General features: G+C 74.1%; 12 protein-coding genes, 1 tRNA gene and 3 pseudogenes. 4 read left to right on the plus strand and 12 right to left on the minus strand.

What is annotated here, in order from left to right; all coding sequences use genetic code 11:
• The 4 genes and pseudogenes from ACQPYN_RS01305 to ACQPYN_RS01320 all read right to left on the minus strand — a co-directional run bounded on the left by ACQPYN_RS01305 (window position 1) and on the right by ACQPYN_RS01320 (window position 6,212).
• Window positions 1-762, minus strand: coding sequence for an arabinosyltransferase C-terminal domain-containing protein (locus tag ACQPYN_RS01305; protein WP_433038657.1), 762 nt, complete (start codon window positions 760-762; stop codon window positions 1-3).
• A 125-nt stretch (window positions 763-887) separates the two neighbouring features.
• Window positions 888-1,751: pseudogene (locus tag ACQPYN_RS01310) on the minus strand (arabinosyltransferase domain-containing protein); the annotation flags it as partial.
• Window positions 1,752-1,834: 83 nt separating this feature from the next.
• A pseudogene (locus ACQPYN_RS01315) lies at window positions 1,835-3,058 on the minus strand (arabinosyltransferase domain-containing protein); the annotation flags it as partial.
• A gap of 1 nt (window position 3,059) precedes the next feature.
• Window positions 3,060-6,212, minus strand: coding sequence for an arabinosyltransferase domain-containing protein (locus ACQPYN_RS01320; RefSeq protein ID WP_433032389.1), 3,153 nt, complete (start codon window positions 6,210-6,212; stop codon window positions 3,060-3,062).
• A gap of 381 nt (window positions 6,213-6,593) precedes the next feature.
• On the opposite strand from ACQPYN_RS01320, the gene ACQPYN_RS01325 reads away from it, so the two are divergent.
• Window positions 6,594-7,028, plus strand: coding sequence for a GtrA family protein (locus ACQPYN_RS01325; RefSeq protein WP_433032392.1), 435 nt, complete (start codon window positions 6,594-6,596; stop codon window positions 7,026-7,028).
• Between the two features lie 237 nt (window positions 7,029-7,265).
• On the opposite strand, the gene ACQPYN_RS01330 is transcribed toward ACQPYN_RS01325, so the two are convergent.
• The 5 genes from ACQPYN_RS01330 to ACQPYN_RS01350 all read right to left on the minus strand — a co-directional run bounded on the left by ACQPYN_RS01330 (window position 7,266) and on the right by ACQPYN_RS01350 (window position 14,230).
• A complete protein-coding gene (locus tag ACQPYN_RS01330) occupies window positions 7,266-10,820 on the minus strand; it encodes an arabinosyltransferase domain-containing protein (protein WP_433032395.1) in 3,555 nt (1,184 codons plus the stop codon).
• A 90-nt stretch (window positions 10,821-10,910) separates the two neighbouring features.
• On the minus strand, window positions 10,911-11,840 hold the full coding sequence (gene glfT1, locus ACQPYN_RS01335) for a galactofuranosyltransferase GlfT1 (RefSeq protein ID WP_433032398.1): 930 nt from the start codon (window positions 11,838-11,840) through the stop codon (window positions 10,911-10,913).
• Complete coding sequence (gene wzt, locus ACQPYN_RS01340; RefSeq protein ID WP_433032401.1) at window positions 11,837-12,637, minus strand: galactan export ABC transporter ATP-binding subunit Wzt/RfbE; 801 nt, start codon at window positions 12,635-12,637, stop codon at window positions 11,837-11,839. The genes glfT1 and wzt overlap by 4 nt, the downstream gene beginning before the upstream one ends.
• Before the next feature lie 7 nt (window positions 12,638-12,644).
• Entirely contained in the window at window positions 12,645-13,583 is a 939-nt protein-coding gene (wzm, locus tag ACQPYN_RS01345; RefSeq protein WP_433032404.1) for a galactan export ABC transporter permease subunit Wzm/RfbD, read from the minus strand.
• Window positions 13,584-13,651: 68 nt separating this feature from the next.
• Window positions 13,652-14,230 (minus strand): bacterial proteasome activator family protein, encoded by a 579-nt coding sequence (locus tag ACQPYN_RS01350; RefSeq protein ID WP_433032407.1) that lies wholly within the window; start codon window positions 14,228-14,230, stop codon window positions 13,652-13,654.
• Window positions 14,231-14,330: 100 nt separating this feature from the next.
• Between ACQPYN_RS01350 and ACQPYN_RS01355 the strand changes: the two are divergent.
• Window positions 14,331-15,547 (plus strand): annotated as a pseudogene (locus tag ACQPYN_RS01355) (cysteine desulfurase-like protein).
• A gap of 99 nt (window positions 15,548-15,646) precedes the next feature.
• Here ACQPYN_RS01355 and ACQPYN_RS01360 read toward each other — a convergent pair.
• Entirely contained in the window at window positions 15,647-16,657 is a 1,011-nt protein-coding gene (locus ACQPYN_RS01360) for an NAD(P)H-quinone oxidoreductase (protein WP_433032410.1), read from the minus strand.
• A gap of 43 nt (window positions 16,658-16,700) precedes the next feature.
• Between ACQPYN_RS01360 and ACQPYN_RS01365 the strand changes: the two genes are divergently transcribed.
• Entirely contained in the window at window positions 16,701-17,168 is a 468-nt protein-coding gene (locus ACQPYN_RS01365) for a MarR family winged helix-turn-helix transcriptional regulator (RefSeq protein WP_274197378.1), read from the plus strand.
• 19 nt (window positions 17,169-17,187) lie between these two features.
• Window positions 17,188-17,272 (plus strand) — tRNA-Ser (locus ACQPYN_RS01370).
• A 74-nt stretch (window positions 17,273-17,346) separates the two neighbouring features.
• Here ACQPYN_RS01370 and ACQPYN_RS01375 read toward each other — a convergent pair.
• Together ACQPYN_RS01375 and ACQPYN_RS01380 are read right to left on the minus strand one after the other, a co-directional pair.
• Window positions 17,347-18,504: a tyrosine-type recombinase/integrase gene (locus ACQPYN_RS01375; RefSeq protein WP_433032414.1), complete on the minus strand. Its 1,158-nt coding sequence runs from the start codon at window positions 18,502-18,504 to the stop codon at window positions 17,347-17,349.
• Window positions 18,501-18,683 (minus strand): helix-turn-helix domain-containing protein, encoded by a 183-nt coding sequence (locus ACQPYN_RS01380; protein ID WP_433032417.1) that lies wholly within the window; start codon window positions 18,681-18,683, stop codon window positions 18,501-18,503. Before ACQPYN_RS01380 ends, ACQPYN_RS01375 begins: the two co-directional genes overlap by 4 nt.
• Window positions 18,684-18,686 lie beyond the last annotated feature (3 nt).

Consider the following 18,686-nt stretch of genomic DNA (forward strand, 5'->3'; position numbering starts at 1 on the left):
CTAGGGGGTGTCCAGGACGGGGATTCCCGCGCGTCCCGTCCGGGTCCAGCCGGCGACGGTCTCCTCGCCCACCTGCGGCGACAGGGCCCCGAGGGGCAGGCGCGGCACCCAGCGCGCGAGGCCGACGGCGTCGCGGGTCGGGTCGCCGTCGAGGTACACCGGCAGGCGGATCTCCTCGACCAGCAGGCGCGGGGTGAGGAACGGGCCGCCGGTGGTCGGAGCGACCTCGATCTCGCCGGTGTCGGCGAGGCCGGGCGGGGTCACGCGCCACGGTGGGATGCCCGCCGTCCCCCCGGTGAGCGGCGGCGGGGTGAGGCACCCGAAGGCGAAGGCGACGGGCCAGTCGACGAGCGCGGTGCTGCCCGGCGGGACGACGTCGTCGAACGGCACCGTGCGCGGCACGCGGGGCAGGCTGACGGCGACCGGGAGGTCCGGCGTGCGTCCGACGGGCGTCGCGGTCCGGGCGTCCTCGGCGTCCCGCGCCGCACTCGTCGCCCGCACGCGGACCAGCGTCGTGCCCTCGGGGGCGAGCGCCCGGAGGTCCCGCGGGCGACGCCGCTCATCGGGCCGCCCGGGGTCTCGGTGATCGGGACCTCGCCCGGCGACGCCGCGAACTCGAGCTCCACCGAGCCCGCCGACACCGACCCGCTCGCGGTGACGACCACCGGCGCGCGCCGCTCGCGCGCCTCGGGCGGCAGCACGAACCAGTCCGATCGCAGCTGCGCCGGGCCCTCGTCCGGCGACGTCACCGGCGCCGCCCACCCCGGCAGCTCCGTGCCCCCGATCGCGAGCGGCACCGCGGCCGGCGTCTGCGGGCCGGTGGGCACGAACCGCGCACCCGGTGCAAGCCCTGCGTCCTCGCTTGCACTGGGTGCCAGGAAATCCGCTTCGTCGATCGAGCGCGGACCGGGGACCAGCACGCCCGCCCGGGGATCGGTCTCCACGGCGAGGTCCGAGGCCAGCCCGCAGGGGTCGCCGCGCAGGGCCGCGACGGAGTCCGAGCCGTAGCTGAACGTCCCGCGCCGGTCGGCGGTGACCTTGAGGAACGAGCCGCCCTCCAGCGCGATCACCGCGACCACGAGGACGAGCGCCACCGTCCCCGGCGCCAGCACCCCGGCCAGCCGGCGGGGCGCCCGCCCGCGCACGGCCACGAGCACGCCGAGCACCAGCGCGCCGACGATCGTCACCGGCAGCGCGACGTCGCCCAGCGCCACGCGGGCGATCTGCGGCGGGATGTCGTTCCAGAACACGCCCCACGCCGAGGCCCAGGCCCACTGGTTGTAGCCGATGAGCACGAGCGTCGTCACGAGCCCGAGCCCGCCCAGCACGACGACGAGGGCGGGCCCGCGCAGCCGCGCGACCGACGCCACGAGCCGCGGCGACCAGAGCACCACGAACAGCGTGAGCACCGCCGTGCCGACGCCCGCGAGCTCGCCGAAGTGCAGCGTCCACTTCGTCGGGCTGACGATCAGGGTCACCGGCCCGAGCGCCGTGACGGCGAGCAGCCGCCGTGCCGGGCCGACCGCGACCCCGGCGCGCACCCGGGCCGCGAGCAGCGCCCACGCGACGGCGGCCAGCGCGAGCAGGGTCAGCAGCACCGCGAGCCGCGCCCCGATCCCGCCCTGCACGTTGCCCGGCTCGAGGAGCGACGAGTAGCGCGACAGCTCCTGCCACCACGGCTGGCCGCCCCCGACGAGCTGGCGCACCCGCGTGGCCTCGAGCAGCCCCGCGAGCGACTGGTCGGCGGCCATCGGCAGCACGGCGACGGCGAGCCCGGCGACGACGACGAGCGTGCGGGTCCATCCTCCCGCGCGCCGAGGCCCGCCCGGGCCAGCGCGGGCAGCGCCACGAGCAGCGGTGCCAGGCCCAGCAACGCACCCGGCGTCAGCGCCACGGTGAACCCGGCGACCACCCCGGCCCCGAGCAGCGGCAGGAGCGCCCGCGTGGCGACGGCCCGCTCCACGCACACCCACACGGCCAGCACGCCCAGCGCGAGCCACGGCTCGGGACGCAGCGAGAGCCCGAACGGCAGCCACCACACGGCGAACGCCGCCGCGGCGACCCACGTCGCCCCCGGCCGGCGCAGGGCCGGACCGAGGCGCGGCAGGGCGTGGCGACGCAGCAGGACCCAGATCAGCAGGCCGAGCACGGTCGCGGGGACGCGCAGCCACAGCACCGACGGCGCGCCGGGCGCCAGCTCCGCCCAGGCCCGCGTGAGCTCGTAGAACCAGCTGAACGGCGCCTCGGGCGCGTTGAGCCAGCGGTAGACGTTGCCGGTGAAGCCGCTGGAGTCGCGCGCCCGCAGGATGCCCGCGATGTAGCCGTCGTCGACCGTCGCGGGACCCACCACCGCCCACCCGGCGAGCCCGAGGGCCACCACCGCGTCGACTGGCCGCAGCCGCGGCCGGCGGGGACGGGCGAACGACCGCCCGTCACGTCGCCACGCGCCGGCGACCATCCCGGCGAGCCCCACCAGCACCCCCAGCCCGAGCAGGTACTTCAGCACGCCCGGGGTGGTCTGGAAGCGCGTGTCGGTGCGCAGCGACAGGGACAGGCCGTCGGTGCCCGGCGCCCCGGTGACCACCGCGGCCACGACGGGACGGACGTCGCCCTCGCGCTGCGCGACGACCCGTCCGTCGAGGAGGACGGTGGTGGCCGACGGCGTCGACGCGACGGTCAGCGTGCACGGGCCGCGCGGCAGGGCCACGGCGGCGAGGGCCTCGCCGTTGCTCGTCACCAGCACGCCGCCCGGCACCGGACGGACGGTCAGCCCGCCGACGGGCGTGGACGGCGTGCCCGGTGGGGTCGTGGCCAGCGTCGTCGCCCCGGGCGGCGTGGCCGCGAGCGCGTCGCAGCTCACCGAGGCGTCCAGCGCCACCGGCTGGTAGGGCATGAGCGGCAGGGCGACCGCGGTCTGCGCCGGCGCCTGCGGCCACGTGAACGTCACGACGGGCTGCGTCACCGGCGCGAGCGGGAACGCGATCGCGCACAGCACTGTGAGCACAGCCGAGGCCAGGAGGAGCCCGGGACCCTGCCTGACGAGCCGGGGCGGGGACATCTCAGCCGAGGTACTCACGTCCCGAGTACTCCTCGGACGCCAGCGTCGCGAACCGCTCGAGGCCGCCGCGGGAGACCTGGTCGACGCGGAGGTCGTAGCCGTCGGTCGGGTGGTCGTAGACGATCCGCTCGACGGTGCCCCACGGCAGCGCGGGCACCCCGCCGTCGGGGACCGCGGAGAACGGGCGCACGGTCGCCCACGTCCGCTCCGACTGCACCATCGTCCCGCCCCACGACTCGTAGGTCGGGTTGGTGAGGATGAACTCGGGGGTGTTCTCGGCGGCGTTCAGACGCAGGGTCGGGGTCGGGGCGATGCCGTCCTGCACCGAGACCTGGTCGACGCAGGGCCAGAGCACCACCGAGAGCTGGTCGGCGAACGCCCCGCCGGCGACCACGTCCGGGTCCGGCCGGGCGGCGGCGTCCACGAGATTGCCGACCGGCTGCATGCGGGCCAGGTGCGGCGACGCGACCGCGAGCGCGCTCTCCGGCCCGGCGACGCGGTCCTCGACCACCACCCGCGCCGCGTTCGGCCGGCTGCCCGGGAGCTGCACCGGGATCTCCTGCCACTGGCGGGCGGTGAACCCGCCGACCGGCGTCGCCACCACGGACTCGGCCTCGACCGGCGCGCTCGGGTCGCCCGAGCCGAACTGGACGACGACCCGCTGGCGGTCGGGGTCGTTGCCCGCGACGGGGACGACGAGATGGGTGGGCGCCTCGGGGTCGATCGGGTCGGTGGCGGGCAGCGGGAACCAGCCGGTGGTCAGCGTGCCGAGGCCGGTGACCCCGGGCGGCGGGGTGGTGGGGTCGGCGCCGGGCACGAGCTCGACCTGGTCGTGCCACACCGGCCCGGGGTTGGGCGCCGGGACCGGCGACGGGTCGTCCGCGGCGAGGGCGAAGTCCCCGGTGCGGGCGTCCGGGGTGGTGGGTGCTCCGACGTCCTCGCGGGTCCGGGCCATCACCGTGGCCGCCTCGCCCAGGCCGCACCCGCGTCCCGTCAGCGCCTGCATCTGGCTGCCGGCGACGCTCCATCCCGCGCCCTGCCACACGGGCGCGAGCACCATCACCGCGATCAGCAGCCCGACCAGGACCGCCGTGGCGGTGACGAGCACCGCGCGCTCGGGGGTCACACCGTACGTGCGCTTCTTCGCGCGGCGCCGCCACCACAGCCAGCCGGAGGCGACCGCCGCGACGAGCAGCCACCACCAGACGTCGCGCAGGTAGAACTGGCCCCAGTGCGGGGCGAACTGCTCGAGGTCGAGCATCGAGATCTCGGTGTCGAGGTGGTCGCCGAAGGGCTGGCCGCGGTCGCTGTAGGGCTTCCAGGTGTTCGGCCCGGCGAACCCGAGCACGGTCGCCCCGCTGATGAGCAGCACGGACGCCCCGGTCACGAGCGCGCCGGCGCGGCGGGGCAGGGGCGAGTGCAGCAGCGTCAGCGCGAGCAGCACGGTGGCCGGTGCCGCGACCGCCCCGAAGTGGTTGACCCACTTCGTCGGGCCGAGCGCCAGCAGGCCCAGCGCGACGGCGGTGGTCACGGCGGCGGCGAGGGTGGCGTCGCGCAGGCGCCCGCCGGCCGGGCCGCGTCCGCTGCCGATCGACACGACGACCAGGAGCACCACCGTGAGCAGCACCGGCAGCCGGCGTCCCCACGTCCCGGTCTCGATCATCGTCCGGTAGTGGGCCCACTCCTCGTACCAGGGGAAGGTCAGGTAGTACCAGCTGTGGACGTCGGTGGCCTCGATGACGTCGCCCAGGGTGGCGTCGCCGAAGCCGATCGGGATCGCGATGGTGCCGGCGGCGATCACTGCTCCCGCGGCGCCGAGCCGCGAGCGCCAGCCGCGGGCCACGAGCCAGCGCCACAACCACGGCAGCGCGACGACCACGGGCGCGGCGGCCACCAGCCCGGACGGCGAGACGCTCACCGCGAGCGCGGCGAGGGCCGTCGCCGGGATCAGGGGACCGACGGCCTGGCGCCGGCGCGCGAGCTCGGCGAGCACGAGCACGCCCGCGGACAGCGGGACGATGACGACCTCCGGCCGCAGCGCCATCCCGTACGGCAGCCACCAGGCGAGGTGCGCGAGCAGCAGCGCCCAGGCGACTCCGGGCAGACGTCCGGAGCGGCCGAGCAGGGTGACCAGCAGGGTCCGCAGCAGCCACCACGTCACGAGCCCCAGCAGCAGCGGCAGCAGGCGCATCCACAGCAGACCCCAGCCCGGCAGCCCGATCGCCACGCCGAGGTGGCCCCAGAGCGCCATGAGGTACTGCGACAGCACGAACGGGTTCTCCGTCGTGTTGAACATGTAGATCTGGTTGCCGATGTAGCCCGTCGGCGTCGCGGCCCGGGCCATCGCCGTGTACCAGGAGTCGTCGTTCTGCAGCGGCCCGAGCACCACCCAGGCCGCGGAGACGAGCAGGACGACGGCGTCCGCCGGGTGGAACCGTGGTCGTTCCAGGCCGGGCCCGCGGCCGCGCCACCGCCGTACCGCCATCCACAGCGTCGCCGCCAGCGCGAGCGCGTGGAGCACGAGCAGGACGAGCTTGAGGGTGCTCGGGAACGAGGAGTAGCGGTCGTCGGTGTGCACGGTCGCGGCGAGGCCCGGCGTCCCGGGTGCTTCCGTGGCGAGCTCGGCGACCTGCGGCACGAGCGCGCCGGGCCGGTCGACGAGCAGCTGCCCGTCGCGCTCCACCCGCGTGCCTGCCTGGTCGGCGACGATCCGATAGGTGCAGTCGCCCAGCGGGAGCAGCTCGTCGAGCACCGTGGCGCCCGAGCTCGTGATGACGACGCGGCCGCCGCTCGTACCGGCCGTCAGCCCCCGTCCGGGCGTGCCGGCGGACTCCGGCTGGGTGCGCAGCGCGTCCCCGCCGGGGCGCAGCGCCGCGCACGGCACGTCGGCGGTCATGCTCAGCGGGCGGTAGGGCGTCAGCGGCAGGCTCGTCGACGCCGCCGGGGTGCCGGCCTTCGGCCAGGTGACGACGGGGTCGTCCGCGATCACCGGGGCCAGCGGGATCGCGAGCCCGAGCACGACGGTGAGCGCCGCGAGGGCCGCGAGCCACCAGCCGGCCGCGCGCGAGCCGCCACGACGCCCGGGACCGGACTCGTCGCCGGGGGCGTCGGGAGCCGGGCCCGGCCGGCTCTCCTGCGCTGCCACCACGGCCATGGGTTGCGACGATATCGACGCGCTCCCGCTGCACCCCGACGAGGTCGCGCTCCCGGGTCGATCGGCGGGTACCCGCCGCCACGACCGAGGGCGGCGCCTACGGGAAGGACGGCACGCACCCGGAACTGCGCGAGCGCCTCGAGGCGGAGATCAAGTCGGACAGGGGAGCGCCACGACGGCGGCCACGAGCACCACCTCGACGAGATGACGGCCGTCGAGGAGGCGCTCCCTCGACCCGTCCACCGCGCATCAGGCCCTCGAGCACGAGCGCGGGCACCGCGACCGCCCGGCCGTCGAGAAGCAGCTGCAGGAGCAGGCCGACAACGGCTGACCCGGCGGGCCCGCTCCGTGGTGTCCGGCGCTGCCTCGTACCCTCGAACCATGACCGCGGCCGAGACCGGCGAGCGCCCGGCCCCTCTGGGGCTCAAGGCGCAGCTCGTGCGATTCGTGCTGATCGGCGCCGTTGCCGCCGGCGTCGACCTCGGCGTCTACGCGGGGCTCCTCGCCCTCGGCGTCTGGGCGCCGCTGGCCAAGGCGGTGTCGTTCATCCTCGGCACCACGACGGCCTACCTGCTCAACCGCCGTTTCACCTTCGCCTCGTCCTCCGGCGGCGCGGGGAAGTTCCTCGGGTTCGTGGTGCTCTACGGCTCGACCTTCGCGGTCAACGTCGGCGTCGCCAGCCTCGTCCTCTACGTCATGGGCGCGCCCTCGGTCGACCCGGGCGTCCTCGCCGGCTTCCTGTCCTGGTTCATCGCCCAGGCGTGCGCGACGACGATCAACTTCATCGTCATGCGCACCGTGATCTTCCGCGACTGAGGTCCTCCCGGTCGCAGCGAACGCGCTGTTCGCTGCTTCTAGGCGTACGAACTCCCCGTTCGCGGTCGACCGGCGCCGCTCGAGCGAGGCCGTCCCGTGAGGGGCACCCTTCGCATGATCGGGAGGGGTCGATGTCTGCCGAACGTGCCCCTCGCCGACGAACCGGTGACGCGAACGGGGACTTCGCGCGCATAGAAGCAGCGAACCGCGCGTTCGCTGCGGAAGCCCGGGCCCCGCTCAGCGCTCCGGCGACGGCGTCCCCGGCGGCGGGTCGCCGATGGGGCCGGGGGTGAAGGTCCCCGAGATCGTCCGTTCGCCACGGGTGACGACGGGCGCGGCGGCGTTCGGGGTGTACGGGTCGAGGCGCTCGACGATGCCCCAGTCGCGCTGGGGCTGGCCCTCGAGGTAGGTCGGCAGCTCGGTGCGGCGTTCGAGGATCTCGATCCACCCCAGCGGCCCGCCCGCGTTGGACGACGACCAGTTGACGCCACCCGGACGCAACTGGCTCGCGTCGGCGATGAGGCGGTAGCCGGCGACCTCGGCGATGCCGTCGCGCACCTCGAACGGCCGCAGGCACGGGCTCGCGAACTGCACGGGCCACTCCAGGTAGCCCGGGTTCTCCGGCCCGAGGATCTGGGTCAGCGGCACGAGCTGGGGCCCGCGCATCGGCGCGATCGCGAGCCACCCGTCGGGACCGAGCGCCCGGTCCTGCGCGATCAGCCGCACCTCGTCGGCCTGGGCCCCGGGGCCGCCGGCGAGGTTGAGCCGGATCTCGCGCCACCCCGGCTCGCCGAAGCGGCCGTCGTCGACCGGCTGCTGGCCGAGGACGCGCACGCGCCCGTCGGGCAGGCGGTCGGCGAACTGGATCGTCAGGAAGTTGCCGCCGTTGAGCCGCCCGGCGACGGACAGGACGAGCGGGGTGGTGCCCGCGCGGAGCTCGTCGTCGAGCGAGTACCAGTCGGTGCGCAGGACGCCGGTACCCGTGCCGGCTGCGTCGTAGGAGCCGATCGCCTGGTCGGCGAGGCCGTTGCGCAGCGAGTACTCGTAGCCCGAGACGCCGGTGCCGCCGCCGACCGGCGGGGTCGCGCCGGCGGCGGTGAACCCGCTGTTGCCGGGCTGGGGGTCGACGAGCTGCGCGTCCGGAGCGGACGCCGGCACGGTGTTCGCGGGCAGCGGTGCCGGGGTCGTCTGGCCGGGCGTGGCCGCCCCGGGCGCCGTGGACGTCGTCGGCGGCGTCGTGGTCGTCGTCCCGCCGCCGTCGGTGCCGCCCGCGCCCTCGCCGGCCGAGGAGCCCGAGCCGGCTCCCTCGGTGGGCGCGGGCGTCGGGGTCGGCGTGGCCGGGGCGACGGTCGGCAGCACGCCCGGGGCGGCGGTGATCCCGGTCGGCGCGGGCGCGGTCGGCAGGACACCGGCGGCCGTCGAGCCCTCGACGCGGACCCGGTCGGCGAGGCCGCAGCTGTCGCCGAAGGGGTGGTCGAGCACGTCGCCGCCGAGCGAGAAGCTGCCGGCCTGCGCCTCGATCCCGTCGGTCATCGAGATCATCTCGAACACGAGGAGCCCGGCGCACACCAGCGCGATCGGCGCCGAGCCGATGCGCAGGGCCCGGGCGCGCCGCTCGACGCTCGACCCGCCGCGGGTCGCCCGCAGCTTGTCGAAGGCGTCCTTCGGCGGGGCCAGCACCGCGCCGACGGCGGCCGAGGCGGCCGAGGGCTTGGCGTCCTCGTCCTCCGGGGGACGCGGCACGCCGCGCACGTGCTCGATCCCGGCGGCGGCCAGCAGGATCACCGACACCGCGAGGCACAGTGAGTAGACCGGCCACGGCTCGACGAGGCCGTAGCCGAACGGCCAGCCGTCCCAGAAGGGCGGGCCACCGTTGAACGGCACGCCCCAGTTGTTCGTGTACCACCAGGTGTTCGGGCCGGTGAACGCCAGCGCCAGGATCGCGAACAGGGCAGCGAGGAAGAGCAGGCGGTTGCGGCGCGAACGCAGCACGTCCGACGACGTCGCCAGCGCCGTCAGCGCGGCGATCCCGGCGCCGAGCGCGGCGAAGGCGCCGAAGTGGTGGGTCCACTTCGTCGGGGTCAGCGCGAGCACGGCGAACGCGATCACCGACGAGCCGATGAGCCGCTGGGACGGCCCGAGCGCGGCGCCGGCGATCTTGTCGCGGCGCAGCAGCACCACCATGCAGACGACGATCCCGAGGATCAGCAGCAGCACGGGGAACCGGCGTGCGAGCGAGCCGTCGGCCGCCGTCCCGAACAGCGACTGGTAGCGCACGACCTCCTGGAACCACGTCCAGTTCGGCCCGAGCAGCGTGCGCAGGCGCGTCGCCTCCCAGACCGCGGCCCAGGTCTGGTCGGAGTAGATCGGGACGAGCACGAGCAGCCCCGCCGCCGAGATCGGTGCGAGCACCGGCAGCCAGCCGCCGAAGCGGACCCGCTCGATCACCAGGCGCCACAGCGGGCGGGCCGCGGCGAGGAACGGCGCGACGGCGATGAGCCCCGTCGGCGTCGCCGCCACCGCGAACGCCGCGGCGAGCAGCCCGAGCGCCACCGGCGCCAGGCGGCGGGTCGCGACGCCGCGCTCGACGGCGCAGAAGGCGAGCAGGGCGGCGATCACCACGACCGGCTCGGGGCGCAGCCCGTTGTTGTAGGGCAGCCAGAAGGCGAGGAACACGCCCGCGGCCGCCCACGCCGCGGCCTTCGACCGCCGGACCTGCTGGCCGAGACGCGGCAGCATCTCGCGGCTGATGAGGATCCAGGACGCGATCCCCATGATCAGCGACGGCAGCCGCATCCACAGGATCGAGTCGCCGAGGCGGATCCACAGCGCGTAGAGCTCGTAGAACCAGCCGAACGGCGCCTCGGGGACGTTGAACCAGCGGTAGTAGTTGCCGATGTAGCCCGCCGACTCCCGCGCCCGGGCGATGCCCAGGATGTAGCCGTCGTCGGAGGTCTGACTGCCGATCACCGCCCACACCGCGAGCACGACGGTGACGACGGCGTCGCGGCTCGTCGGCCACCACCAGCGCTTGGGCGCCAGGCGCGGCGCGCGCCGTCCCGCGCGCACGTCGAGGGCGTGCAGGGCCCAGACGCCGCCGCCCGCGGCCAGCACCGCCAGGAGCCCGGCGAGGATCTTCAGCGTCGTCGGGCTGGTTTCGAAACGGGTGTCCGGGGTGATCGACACCGCGACGCCCGCGACGTCGTCACGGTCCTGGTCGAGGTCGGAGTAGATACCGACGACCTGGGGCCGGGCGTCGAACGGCAGCCGGATCTCCTGCCCGATGCCGAGATCGACGAGCGTGGAGCCGGCGTCCGAGACGATCCGCACCGTGCAGTCGCCGGGCGGGACCGCGGCGGTGGCCATCTGCTGCCCGCGGTCGTTCAGGACGAGCTGGCCGTTCTCGACGGTGAGGCGCATGCCCACCGAGGGGCCGTCGGGCGAGAGCGGCGGGTAGGTCGAGAGGACGTTCGCCGCGGGGCCGGTGCGGCCGTCGAGGTCCTGGATCGCCCGGCAGGGGACCGTGACGCTCATCGTCTCGGGCCGGTAGGCCACCAGTGGGGCGTCGACCGGTCGGGTGCCGGTGGTCGCGCTCGGCCACGAGATCGTGGCGGTCTCCTGCACGACGGGCAAGAACGGGAAGAGCAGCGCCAGCACCGTGCCGAACAGGCCGAGGCCGACCGCCGTGAACCGGAGCCATCGCGGACCCCGGGTCGGACGATTCCCGTCCGGGGTCTCGGAGTCGCCGCTGCCCGGGCGCGCCGGGCTGACGGCCTGTTCCGAGGTCAGCACGCGGCGAGGTTAGTCCGGGCGCCGGTGGGCACCGTGAGGTGGACCATGCTGTGGCTCATCGATCGGGTGACCTCTGGGGCGAGAGGGACGTCAGCGACGCAGGAAGCGCTCGCGGCGTCCGAGACGGACCAGGGACAGCCACTCGCGCAGCGCGGCGGGATCCCGGCGGGAGACCAGGAAGTACCAGGCGAAGCGCAGGTGCTCGATCGCCCCGAACCGGCGGAGACCCGGCTGGGCGAGCAGATAGCCACGGTTGCGGTACGTGTAGTAGCGCTTCGTGGCGTCGCCCGGATCCTGGGCGTGCAGGCGTCCGCCGAGCATCGGCTTGAACTCGGCGGAGCCGTCGGGGTGGACGTAGGCGGTGGTGAGGCAGATGCCGTAGGGGAGCCCGGAACGGGCCAGCCGGCGGTGGACCTCGACCTCGTCCCCCCGGACGAACAGGCGCAGGTCCGGCACCCCGATGACGTCGAGGGTGCTCGCGCGGAAGAGCGCCCCGTTGAACAGGTGCGCGATGCCGGGCAGCAGCTCGTCGTCCCCGTACGCGGCGAGCTCGCTGCGTCGCCGCATCCAGTGCAGGCCCTGGCGCAGCGGGAACGCCAGGCGGTCGGGGTCGTCGATGTCGGCGATCACCGGGGAGACCTCGGCCAGCCCGCGCCTGCGGGCGACGTCGAGCAGGGTCGCCAGCACGTGCTCGTCGACGGGCCTGCCGTCGTCGTCGGCCAGCCAGAGCCAGTCGGTGCCCCGCGCCAGCGCGGTGAGCATGCCGAGCGCGTAGCCGCCGGCGCCCCCGAGGTTGTGGTGCGACGGCAGGTAGGTGACGGGCAGGCCGCAGTTCTCGACGACCTCGCGGGTCGCCTCGTCGGGCCCGTTGTCGACGACGATCAGGTGGTCGGGCGGGCGGGTCTGCTTCGCGACCACTGCGAGCCCGTCGACGAGCAGATCGGCGCGGTGCCGGGTGACGACGACGGCCGTCACGGTCTCCCCGTCGATGTGACCGTCGATCTGACCCTCGGGGCTCATCCGCCGGTCACGCTCGCCCGCTCGAGGCGCTCGATCGTCTCCTGGCTGAGGTTCTCGAACACGTCGCGGCCCTTGTAGTGGCTGACGACGTCGCGCAGCGAGCCCTGCTCGCGGATGACCCCGCCGTCCATCCAGATCGCGGTGTCGCAGAGCTCGACGAGGAACTCGTCGGAGTGCGAGGCGAAGACGAGCATCCCGGAGCGTCCGACGAGGTCGCGCAGGCGATCGCGGGCCTTCTCGAGGAACGCCGCGTCGACCGCGCCGATGCCCTCGTCGAGGATGAGGATCTCCGGGTCGATCGAGGTGACGACGCCGAGCGCGAGCCGCACCCGCATGCCCGTCGAGTAGGTGCGCAGCGGCATGTTCAGGTAGTCGCCGAGCTCGGTGAACTCGGCGATCTCGTCGACCCGGCGCCCCATCTCGCGGCGGCTCATCCCGAGGAAGAGCCCGCGGATGAGGATGTTCTCGTAGCCGGAGATCTCCGGGTCCATGCCGACCGCGAGGTCGAAGACCGGCGCCACCCGCCCGTGGATGCTCGCCCGCCCGCGCGTGGGCTCGTAGATGCCGGCGAGCAGGCGCAGCAGCGTCGACTTGCCGGCGCCGTTGTGCCCGACGAGCCCGACGCGGGCGCCCTCGCCGAGCGTCAGGTCGATGTCGCGCAGGGCCTCCACCACGGGGACCTTCTGGTCGCTGATCCGCCCGCCGGCGCGGCCGAGGACGGACTTCTTGAGCGACCTGTTCTTGGCGTCGAAGATCGGGAACTCGACGCTGGCCCCGCGGACCTCGATGCTGACCATCAGCTGCTCACACCCAGTAGGCGACGCGGGAGCGGTAGTTGCGCAGGGCGACCAGCGCGAGCGACCACCCGATGACGGTGATCCCGCCGGCCACCGCCCAGTGCGTCCAGCTCTGCACCTGCCCCACGAGCGGGGCCCGGAAGATCTCGATGAAGTGGTAGAAGGGGTTCAGCTTCGCCAGGAACTCGATGATCGCCTTCGGGCTGCCGGGCGTACCGCCGGTCAGCAGGTCGGTCGTCCAGATGATCGGCGTCATGGTGAAGAACAGCTGCATGAAGCTGCCGACCACCGGCGGGATGTCCCGGAAGCGCGCGGAGATGATCCCGAACAGCAGCGTCACCCAGAGGCCGTTGACGACGATCAGCACGAAGGCCGGGATCGCCATCAGCGCCCACCAGCTCAGGCCGGGGTGGACGATGGCGGACGGGTTGTTGTTGACCATGGTGTACGGCTGGTCGAGCTGACGGAAGAAGATCGCCAGCACGATGACGTAGACGACGACGTTGTGCGCGAAGAAGAGGATCTGGCGCCACACCGTGCGGAAGACGTAGATCATCAGCGGCGCCGGCAGGAACCGGATGAGGCCCTCGTTGGCGATGAAGGTCTCGGTGCCCTCCAGCACACAGGCGCTGATGAAGTACCAGATCATGAAGCCGACGGTCACGTACGGCATGAACGTGCCGATCGGCTGGCCGAACAGCTGCGAGTACAGCCCGCCCAGCGCCGCGGCGGTGACCGCCATGCTGATGGTGATCCACAGCGGCCCGATCACCGAGCGGCGGTAGCGCTGCTTGATGTCCTGCCAGCCGAGGTGACCCCAGAGCTCGCGCTGGTCCACGGCCTTGCGGATGTCCCCGAACGCGCGCCCCCAGCTGCGCGGGGACGGAGCGTGCTCGAGGGGCGCCGGGTCGTCGGCGTCCTGGCGCGCGAGTGCGGGGACGGCCACGACCGGTGAGCGTACCTGCGCGGGGGGTGCGGCTCCGCGTCCCGGCGGGGGCGTGGCGATCTCCCGACTCAGAGGTACTGGCCCGTGGTGCCCACGCCCGCCGCCGCGCCCGACGACCCGGCCGGCAGGCCCTTGCGCATCTGCTCGAGCTGCACCCGGGCGGCCATCTGCTGGGCGACCAGGGCGGTCTGGATCCCGTGGAACAGCCCCTCGAGCCAGCCGACGAGCTGCGCCTGGGCGACGCGCAGCTCCCCCGCCGAGGGCGGCTCGTCGGCGGCGAACGGCTCGACGAGGCGGGCGAGCTCCTCGCGCAGCTCGGGCGAGAGCGCCGTCTCGAGCTCGCGCAGCGACGAGGCGTGGATCTCGCGCAGGCGCCCGCGGCTGGCGTCGTCGAGGTCGGTCCCGCGGACCTCCTCAAGCAGCTGCTTGATCATCATGCCGATGCGCATGACCTTCGCGGGCTCCTCGACGGCCCCGGAGAGGTCCTCGCTGTTCTCGGCGTCCTGGGCGGAGTCCTCCACGAGCTCGCCGTCGGCTTCCTCACCGCCGGGCATCCGCACGGTGCCGACCGGCTGGCCGTCGGGTCCGACGACCATGACCTGGTCGCCCGCACTGGGTCCGGAGGGTGCCTCGCTCATGCTCCCCATCCTCCACCCGTCGGCGCGCAGCGCCCGTCCGGCGCCCCTGACCGTCTCCTGAGCCGACCACCGTCGCCGCCCGCAAGACTGCTCCGTACCCTCCGAAAGCATGACGTTCGACGTCGCCAGGGTCCGCGGGCTGGTGCCCGCGCTCGGTGACGGATGGGCGCACCTCGACGGCCCGACGGGCATGCAGGTCCCCGAACAGGTGGCGACGGCCGTGTCGTCGGCCCTGCGCGCCCCTGTCTCGCGCCCCGGCGGGGTGTTCCCGGCGTCCCTGCGCGGCGGCGCCATCGTCGAGGCCGCCCGGCGTGCGGTGGGCGACCTCGTGGGCGCCGACCCCAAGGGCGTCGTCCTCGGCCCCGGTCCCGCCGCGCTGCTCGAACGCCTCGCCGACGCCCTCGGGTCCGAGTGGAGCCTGGGCGACGAGGTGGTGGTCTCGCGGCTCGACGACCTCGCGAACGTCGCCCCGTGGGAGCGCGCGGCGCAGCGCGCCGGCGGCCGCGTGCTCACCGCCGAGATCGACGTCGAGACCTGCGAGCTGCCGAGCTGGCAGTACGACGAGCTGTTGGGCGAGCGCACACGGGTCGTCGCCGTCACCGCCGCGTGCCCGGCGATCGGCACCCGCACCGAGGTCGCGGCCATCGCGCGCAAGGTGCACGCCCTGCCCGCGCGGAGCGCCGGGGTCGAGCCGCTGCTGGTGGTCGACGCCACCGCGGCGGCGCCCTACCTGCCGCTCGACCTGGACACCATGGGCGCCGACGTCATGGTGCTCTCGGCCGCGGCGTGGGCGGGCCGCCGGTGGGCGCGCTGGTGTTCCGCACGCCCGACCTCCTCGACCGCCTGCCCGCCGCGTCCCTCGACGCCTCGGCCCGCGGCCCCGAGCGCCTCGAGGTCGGCGACGCCCCCTGGGCCCTGCTCGCCGGGCTCGTCGCGTCGATCGACTACCTCGCCGAGCTGGACGACAACGCCGACGGCCCGCGCCGCGACAAGGTGCTCACCTCGATGAGCTCGGTCCGCAGCCACCAGGACGACCTCACCGCGTACCTCGTCTCCGAGCTGCGCTTCCTGCCCGGCGTGATGGTCATCGGCGAGCCCCCGCGCCGGATCCCCGTCGTCGCCTTCACCGTCGCCGGGCGCACCGCGCGCGAGGTCGCCGAGCGGGTCGCCGAGCACGGCGTCTGCGTCGTCACCGACACCGGCGACTCCGGAGCGCTCGAGGTGCTCGGAGGCGCCGAGGTCGGCGGTGTCGTGCGCGTCGGGCTCGCGCACTACAGCACCCGCGCCGAGATCGATACGCTCGTGAGCGCGCTCGCGCGGCTCTGAGGCTCGTCCGGCGTTCGCTCGGAGATCACCAGGTCGAAACGGACCCGTATCCGCCCGCAGAGCGTCCCTTTCGGCCCGGTGATCTCCGCGACGACCTCGTCAGCCGCCCAGCACCCCGTCCTCGTCGCGCACGACCAGGATCAGCTTCCCGACGACCCCGCCCTCGTCGAGGGCCGCGTGGGCCCGCGAGGCCTCGGCGACCGGCAGGTACTCGTGCACGACGGGGCGCACCGCGCCCTGCTCGACGAGCGGCCACAGGCTCTCCCGCACCGCGGAGACGATCGCGCCCTTGCCGTCGGGGCCCTCGACGGAGCGGCCGCGGAGGTTGGTGGCGCCGACGCTGAGGCGCTTGGTGAGCAGCGTCGCGAGGTTGATCTCGGTCTTCGGGCCGCCCATCAGCCCGATGATGACGAGACGGCCGCCGGTGGCGAGCGAGGCCAGGTTCGCCTTGAGCCCCGAGGCGCCCATGTTGTCGAGGATGACGTCGACGCCGCGGTCGTCGGTGGCGCTCGCGACCTCGGTGGGCAGGTCGTCGTGGTAGTCGATCGCGAGGTCGGCGCCCAGGTCGAGGCAGGTCTGGAGTCGCTCGGGCGAGCCGGCCGTGGCGAGCACGTGCGCGCCGAGCGCCTTGCCGACCTGGATGGCGTGGGTGCCGATGCCCCCGGTCCCGCCGTGCACGAGCAGCGTCTCGCCCTCGCTCAGGTGGCCGGTCATCGCGAGGTTCGACCACACCGTGCAGGCCACCTCGGGGAGCCCGCCGGCCTGGGTCAGCGAGACCCCGCTCGGGACGGGCAGCAGCTGGGGCACGGGGACGGCGACCTTCTCGGCGTATCCGCCGCCCGCGAGCAGCGCGCACACCTCGTCGCCCACCGCCCAGCCCTCGACGTCGGGACCCAGCGCGGCGATGCGTCCCGAGCACTCGAGGCCCGGGACCTCCGACGCCCCGGGCGGCGGCGGGTACATCCCCTGGCGCTGCATGACGTCGGCGCGGTTGACCGCGGTCGCCACGACGTCGACGACGACCTCGTTCGGCCCGGGCTCGGGATCAGGGTGTTCGGTCCACTCGAGGACCTCGGGGCCGCCGGGCTCACGGATGCTGATCGCGTACACGACACGCGACGCTAGCGGGCCGCGACCGCAGTATCCTGGGCGGATGGCGGAGCAGGAACCGCGCTGGCTCGACCCCGTCGAGTGGCACGCGTGGCGCAACTACATCGCGGGGCAGGCGCTGCTCGCGGGGCGCCTCAACCGCGAGCTGTCCGACGCCCACGGCATCTCGCTGGCCGACTACGAGATCCTCGTGCGACTTTCCGAGCAGCAGGACCACCGGATGCGGATGAGCCTGCTCGCCGACGAGGTCGTGGCATCGAAGTCCCGCCTCTCCCACCAGGTGTCCCGCCTCGAGGCCGACGACCTCGTGCGCCGCGAGCTCTGCCCCTCCGACGGCCGGGGCGTGTTCGCCGTCCTCACCGCGCACGGCTACGACGTCCTCCAGCGCGCCGCGCCCGATCACCTCGAGGGCGTGCGGGCCCACTTCGTCGACCTGCTCGACGACCACGAGCGCCGCGTCGTCGGCGACGTGTTCGAGCGAGTGGTGACCAAGCTGCGCGCCGACAGCTGATCGCCCTACCCTGACCCGCGGAAGCGTGGCAGAGCGGCCGATTGCATCCGCCTTGAAAGCGGACGTCCCTAACCGGACCGGGGGTTCGAATCCCCCCGCTTCCGCAGGTGAGAGTCGGTGCGGACGATCTTCGGAGGTCGTCCATGATCCAGTGACAGCGGTCGATGACAGCAACGGGTCACTCCTCGGGCTGCTCGTCGGTGGGTGTGCCGAGCTGGTCGTCGAGCCGGCCGAGGGCCTCGCGCTGGCTGTCGAGGCTGACGTGGCCGTAGACGTTCATGGTCATTTCGATGGCCGAGTGACCGACGATCTCCATGACGATCCGGGGGTTCACCCCGAGCGAGAGCAGCAGGGTCACGCAGGTGTGGCGCATGTCGTGGAGGCGGACCCGGCGGAAGCCGTGCTTAGAGCACAGCTCCACGAACAGCCGGGAGACGTAGGACGGCTCCAGCGGGGTCCCGACGCCGGTGGTGAACACGTACTCGGTGTCCTGCCAGCGCAGCCGGCCGGCGTTGGCCCGTTCCTTGGCCTGCCGGTCGCCGTGGACCCGCAGCACGTGGACGCAGATCGGCGGCAGCGGCACCGTGCGCGTCGAGCGTCGCGTCTTGGTCGGTAGCTCGCGCAGCTCACCCTCCACGCGCTGGAGGCCACGCGTGATCTTGAGGGTGCCCGCGTCGAGGTCGACGTCCGACCAGTGCAGCCCGATCGCCTCCGACCGGCGCAGCCCCAGCACAATCAGCACGACCCACAGGGCGTAGAGCCGGTGATCGGCGACCGCAGCCAGGAAGCGGCGCGCCTCGTCGGGACTGAATGGCGGCGGTGTCGTGCCCGTGGCCGGAGTCGCGATCTTCACGCCGCGAGCGACGTTACGGGTGACCAGCTCCTCGCGGAACGCGTGCTGGAGTGCCGCGCGCAGCGTCGAGTGAATCCACTGCACGGTGCGCGGGGTGACGCCGGCCTTCCGGAGCTTCTCGACCATCAGCCGGACGTCGCGAACCGACAACGCCGTGAGCTGCTTCGAGCCGATCAACGGCACGAGGTGAAGCCGGACGTTGGCCTCGTAGCTCGCCCACGTGTGCGGCCGGATGTGCTGCCTCGCGTGCTCGAGCCACTCGCCGAGGAAGATGGCGACGGTCAGCCGGGTCGGACCGGCGGGAACGCCCTGGTCGTTGGCCTCCTGGAGCTTGGCGATCTTCCGCAGGACGTCCTTCTCGTCCTTGCCGTAGACGTAGCGGCGCTCGATCTTGCCGGTATGGGTGCGCACGTAGGCGGCGCCCGACCAACGTCCGTCCTGGCGCTGCCAGACGCTTCCGTCGCCGTTGCTGTTGCGGGTCACGCGGCGGCCCCCTCGATCAGCCGGCGGGCGTACTCCCGCACGGCCTCGGCGTGGACGCGGCGCAGCCGGCCGATCTTGACCGACACGAGGTCGCCGTTGCGGATGAGGTCGTAGACCTTGGCCCGACCGACGTGCAGGGCCTCGGCGACCTCCTCGGGAGTGAGGAACACCCGTTCCATGGC

The organism is Actinomycetospora sp. CA-053990, from assembly GCF_050948445.1.
In the GTDB taxonomy this organism is placed as follows: Bacteria; Actinomycetota; Actinomycetes; order Mycobacteriales; family Pseudonocardiaceae; genus Actinomycetospora; species Actinomycetospora callitridis.

Coding starts and splice junctions, on each gene's coding strand:
- ACQPYN_RS01320 (WP_433032389.1), bottom strand. CDS start 6,212: ATGGCCGTGGTGGCAGCGCAGGAGAGCCGGCCGGGCCCGGCTCCCGAC.
- ACQPYN_RS01325 (WP_433032392.1), top strand. CDS start 6,594: ATGACCGCGGCCGAGACCGGCGAGCGCCCGGCCCCTCTGGGGCTCAAG.
- glfT1 (WP_433032398.1), bottom strand. CDS start 11,840: ATGAGCCCCGAGGGTCAGATCGACGGTCACATCGACGGGGAGACCGTG.
- wzt (WP_433032401.1), bottom strand. CDS start 12,637: ATGGTCAGCATCGAGGTCCGCGGGGCCAGCGTCGAGTTCCCGATCTTC.
- ACQPYN_RS01350 (WP_433032407.1), bottom strand. CDS start 14,230: ATGGGGAGCATGAGCGAGGCACCCTCCGGACCCAGTGCGGGCGACCAG.
- ACQPYN_RS01365 (WP_274197378.1), top strand. CDS start 16,701: ATGGCGGAGCAGGAACCGCGCTGGCTCGACCCCGTCGAGTGGCACGCG.
- ACQPYN_RS01380 (WP_433032417.1), bottom strand. CDS start 18,683: ATGGAACGGGTGTTCCTCACTCCCGAGGAGGTCGCCGAGGCCCTGCAC.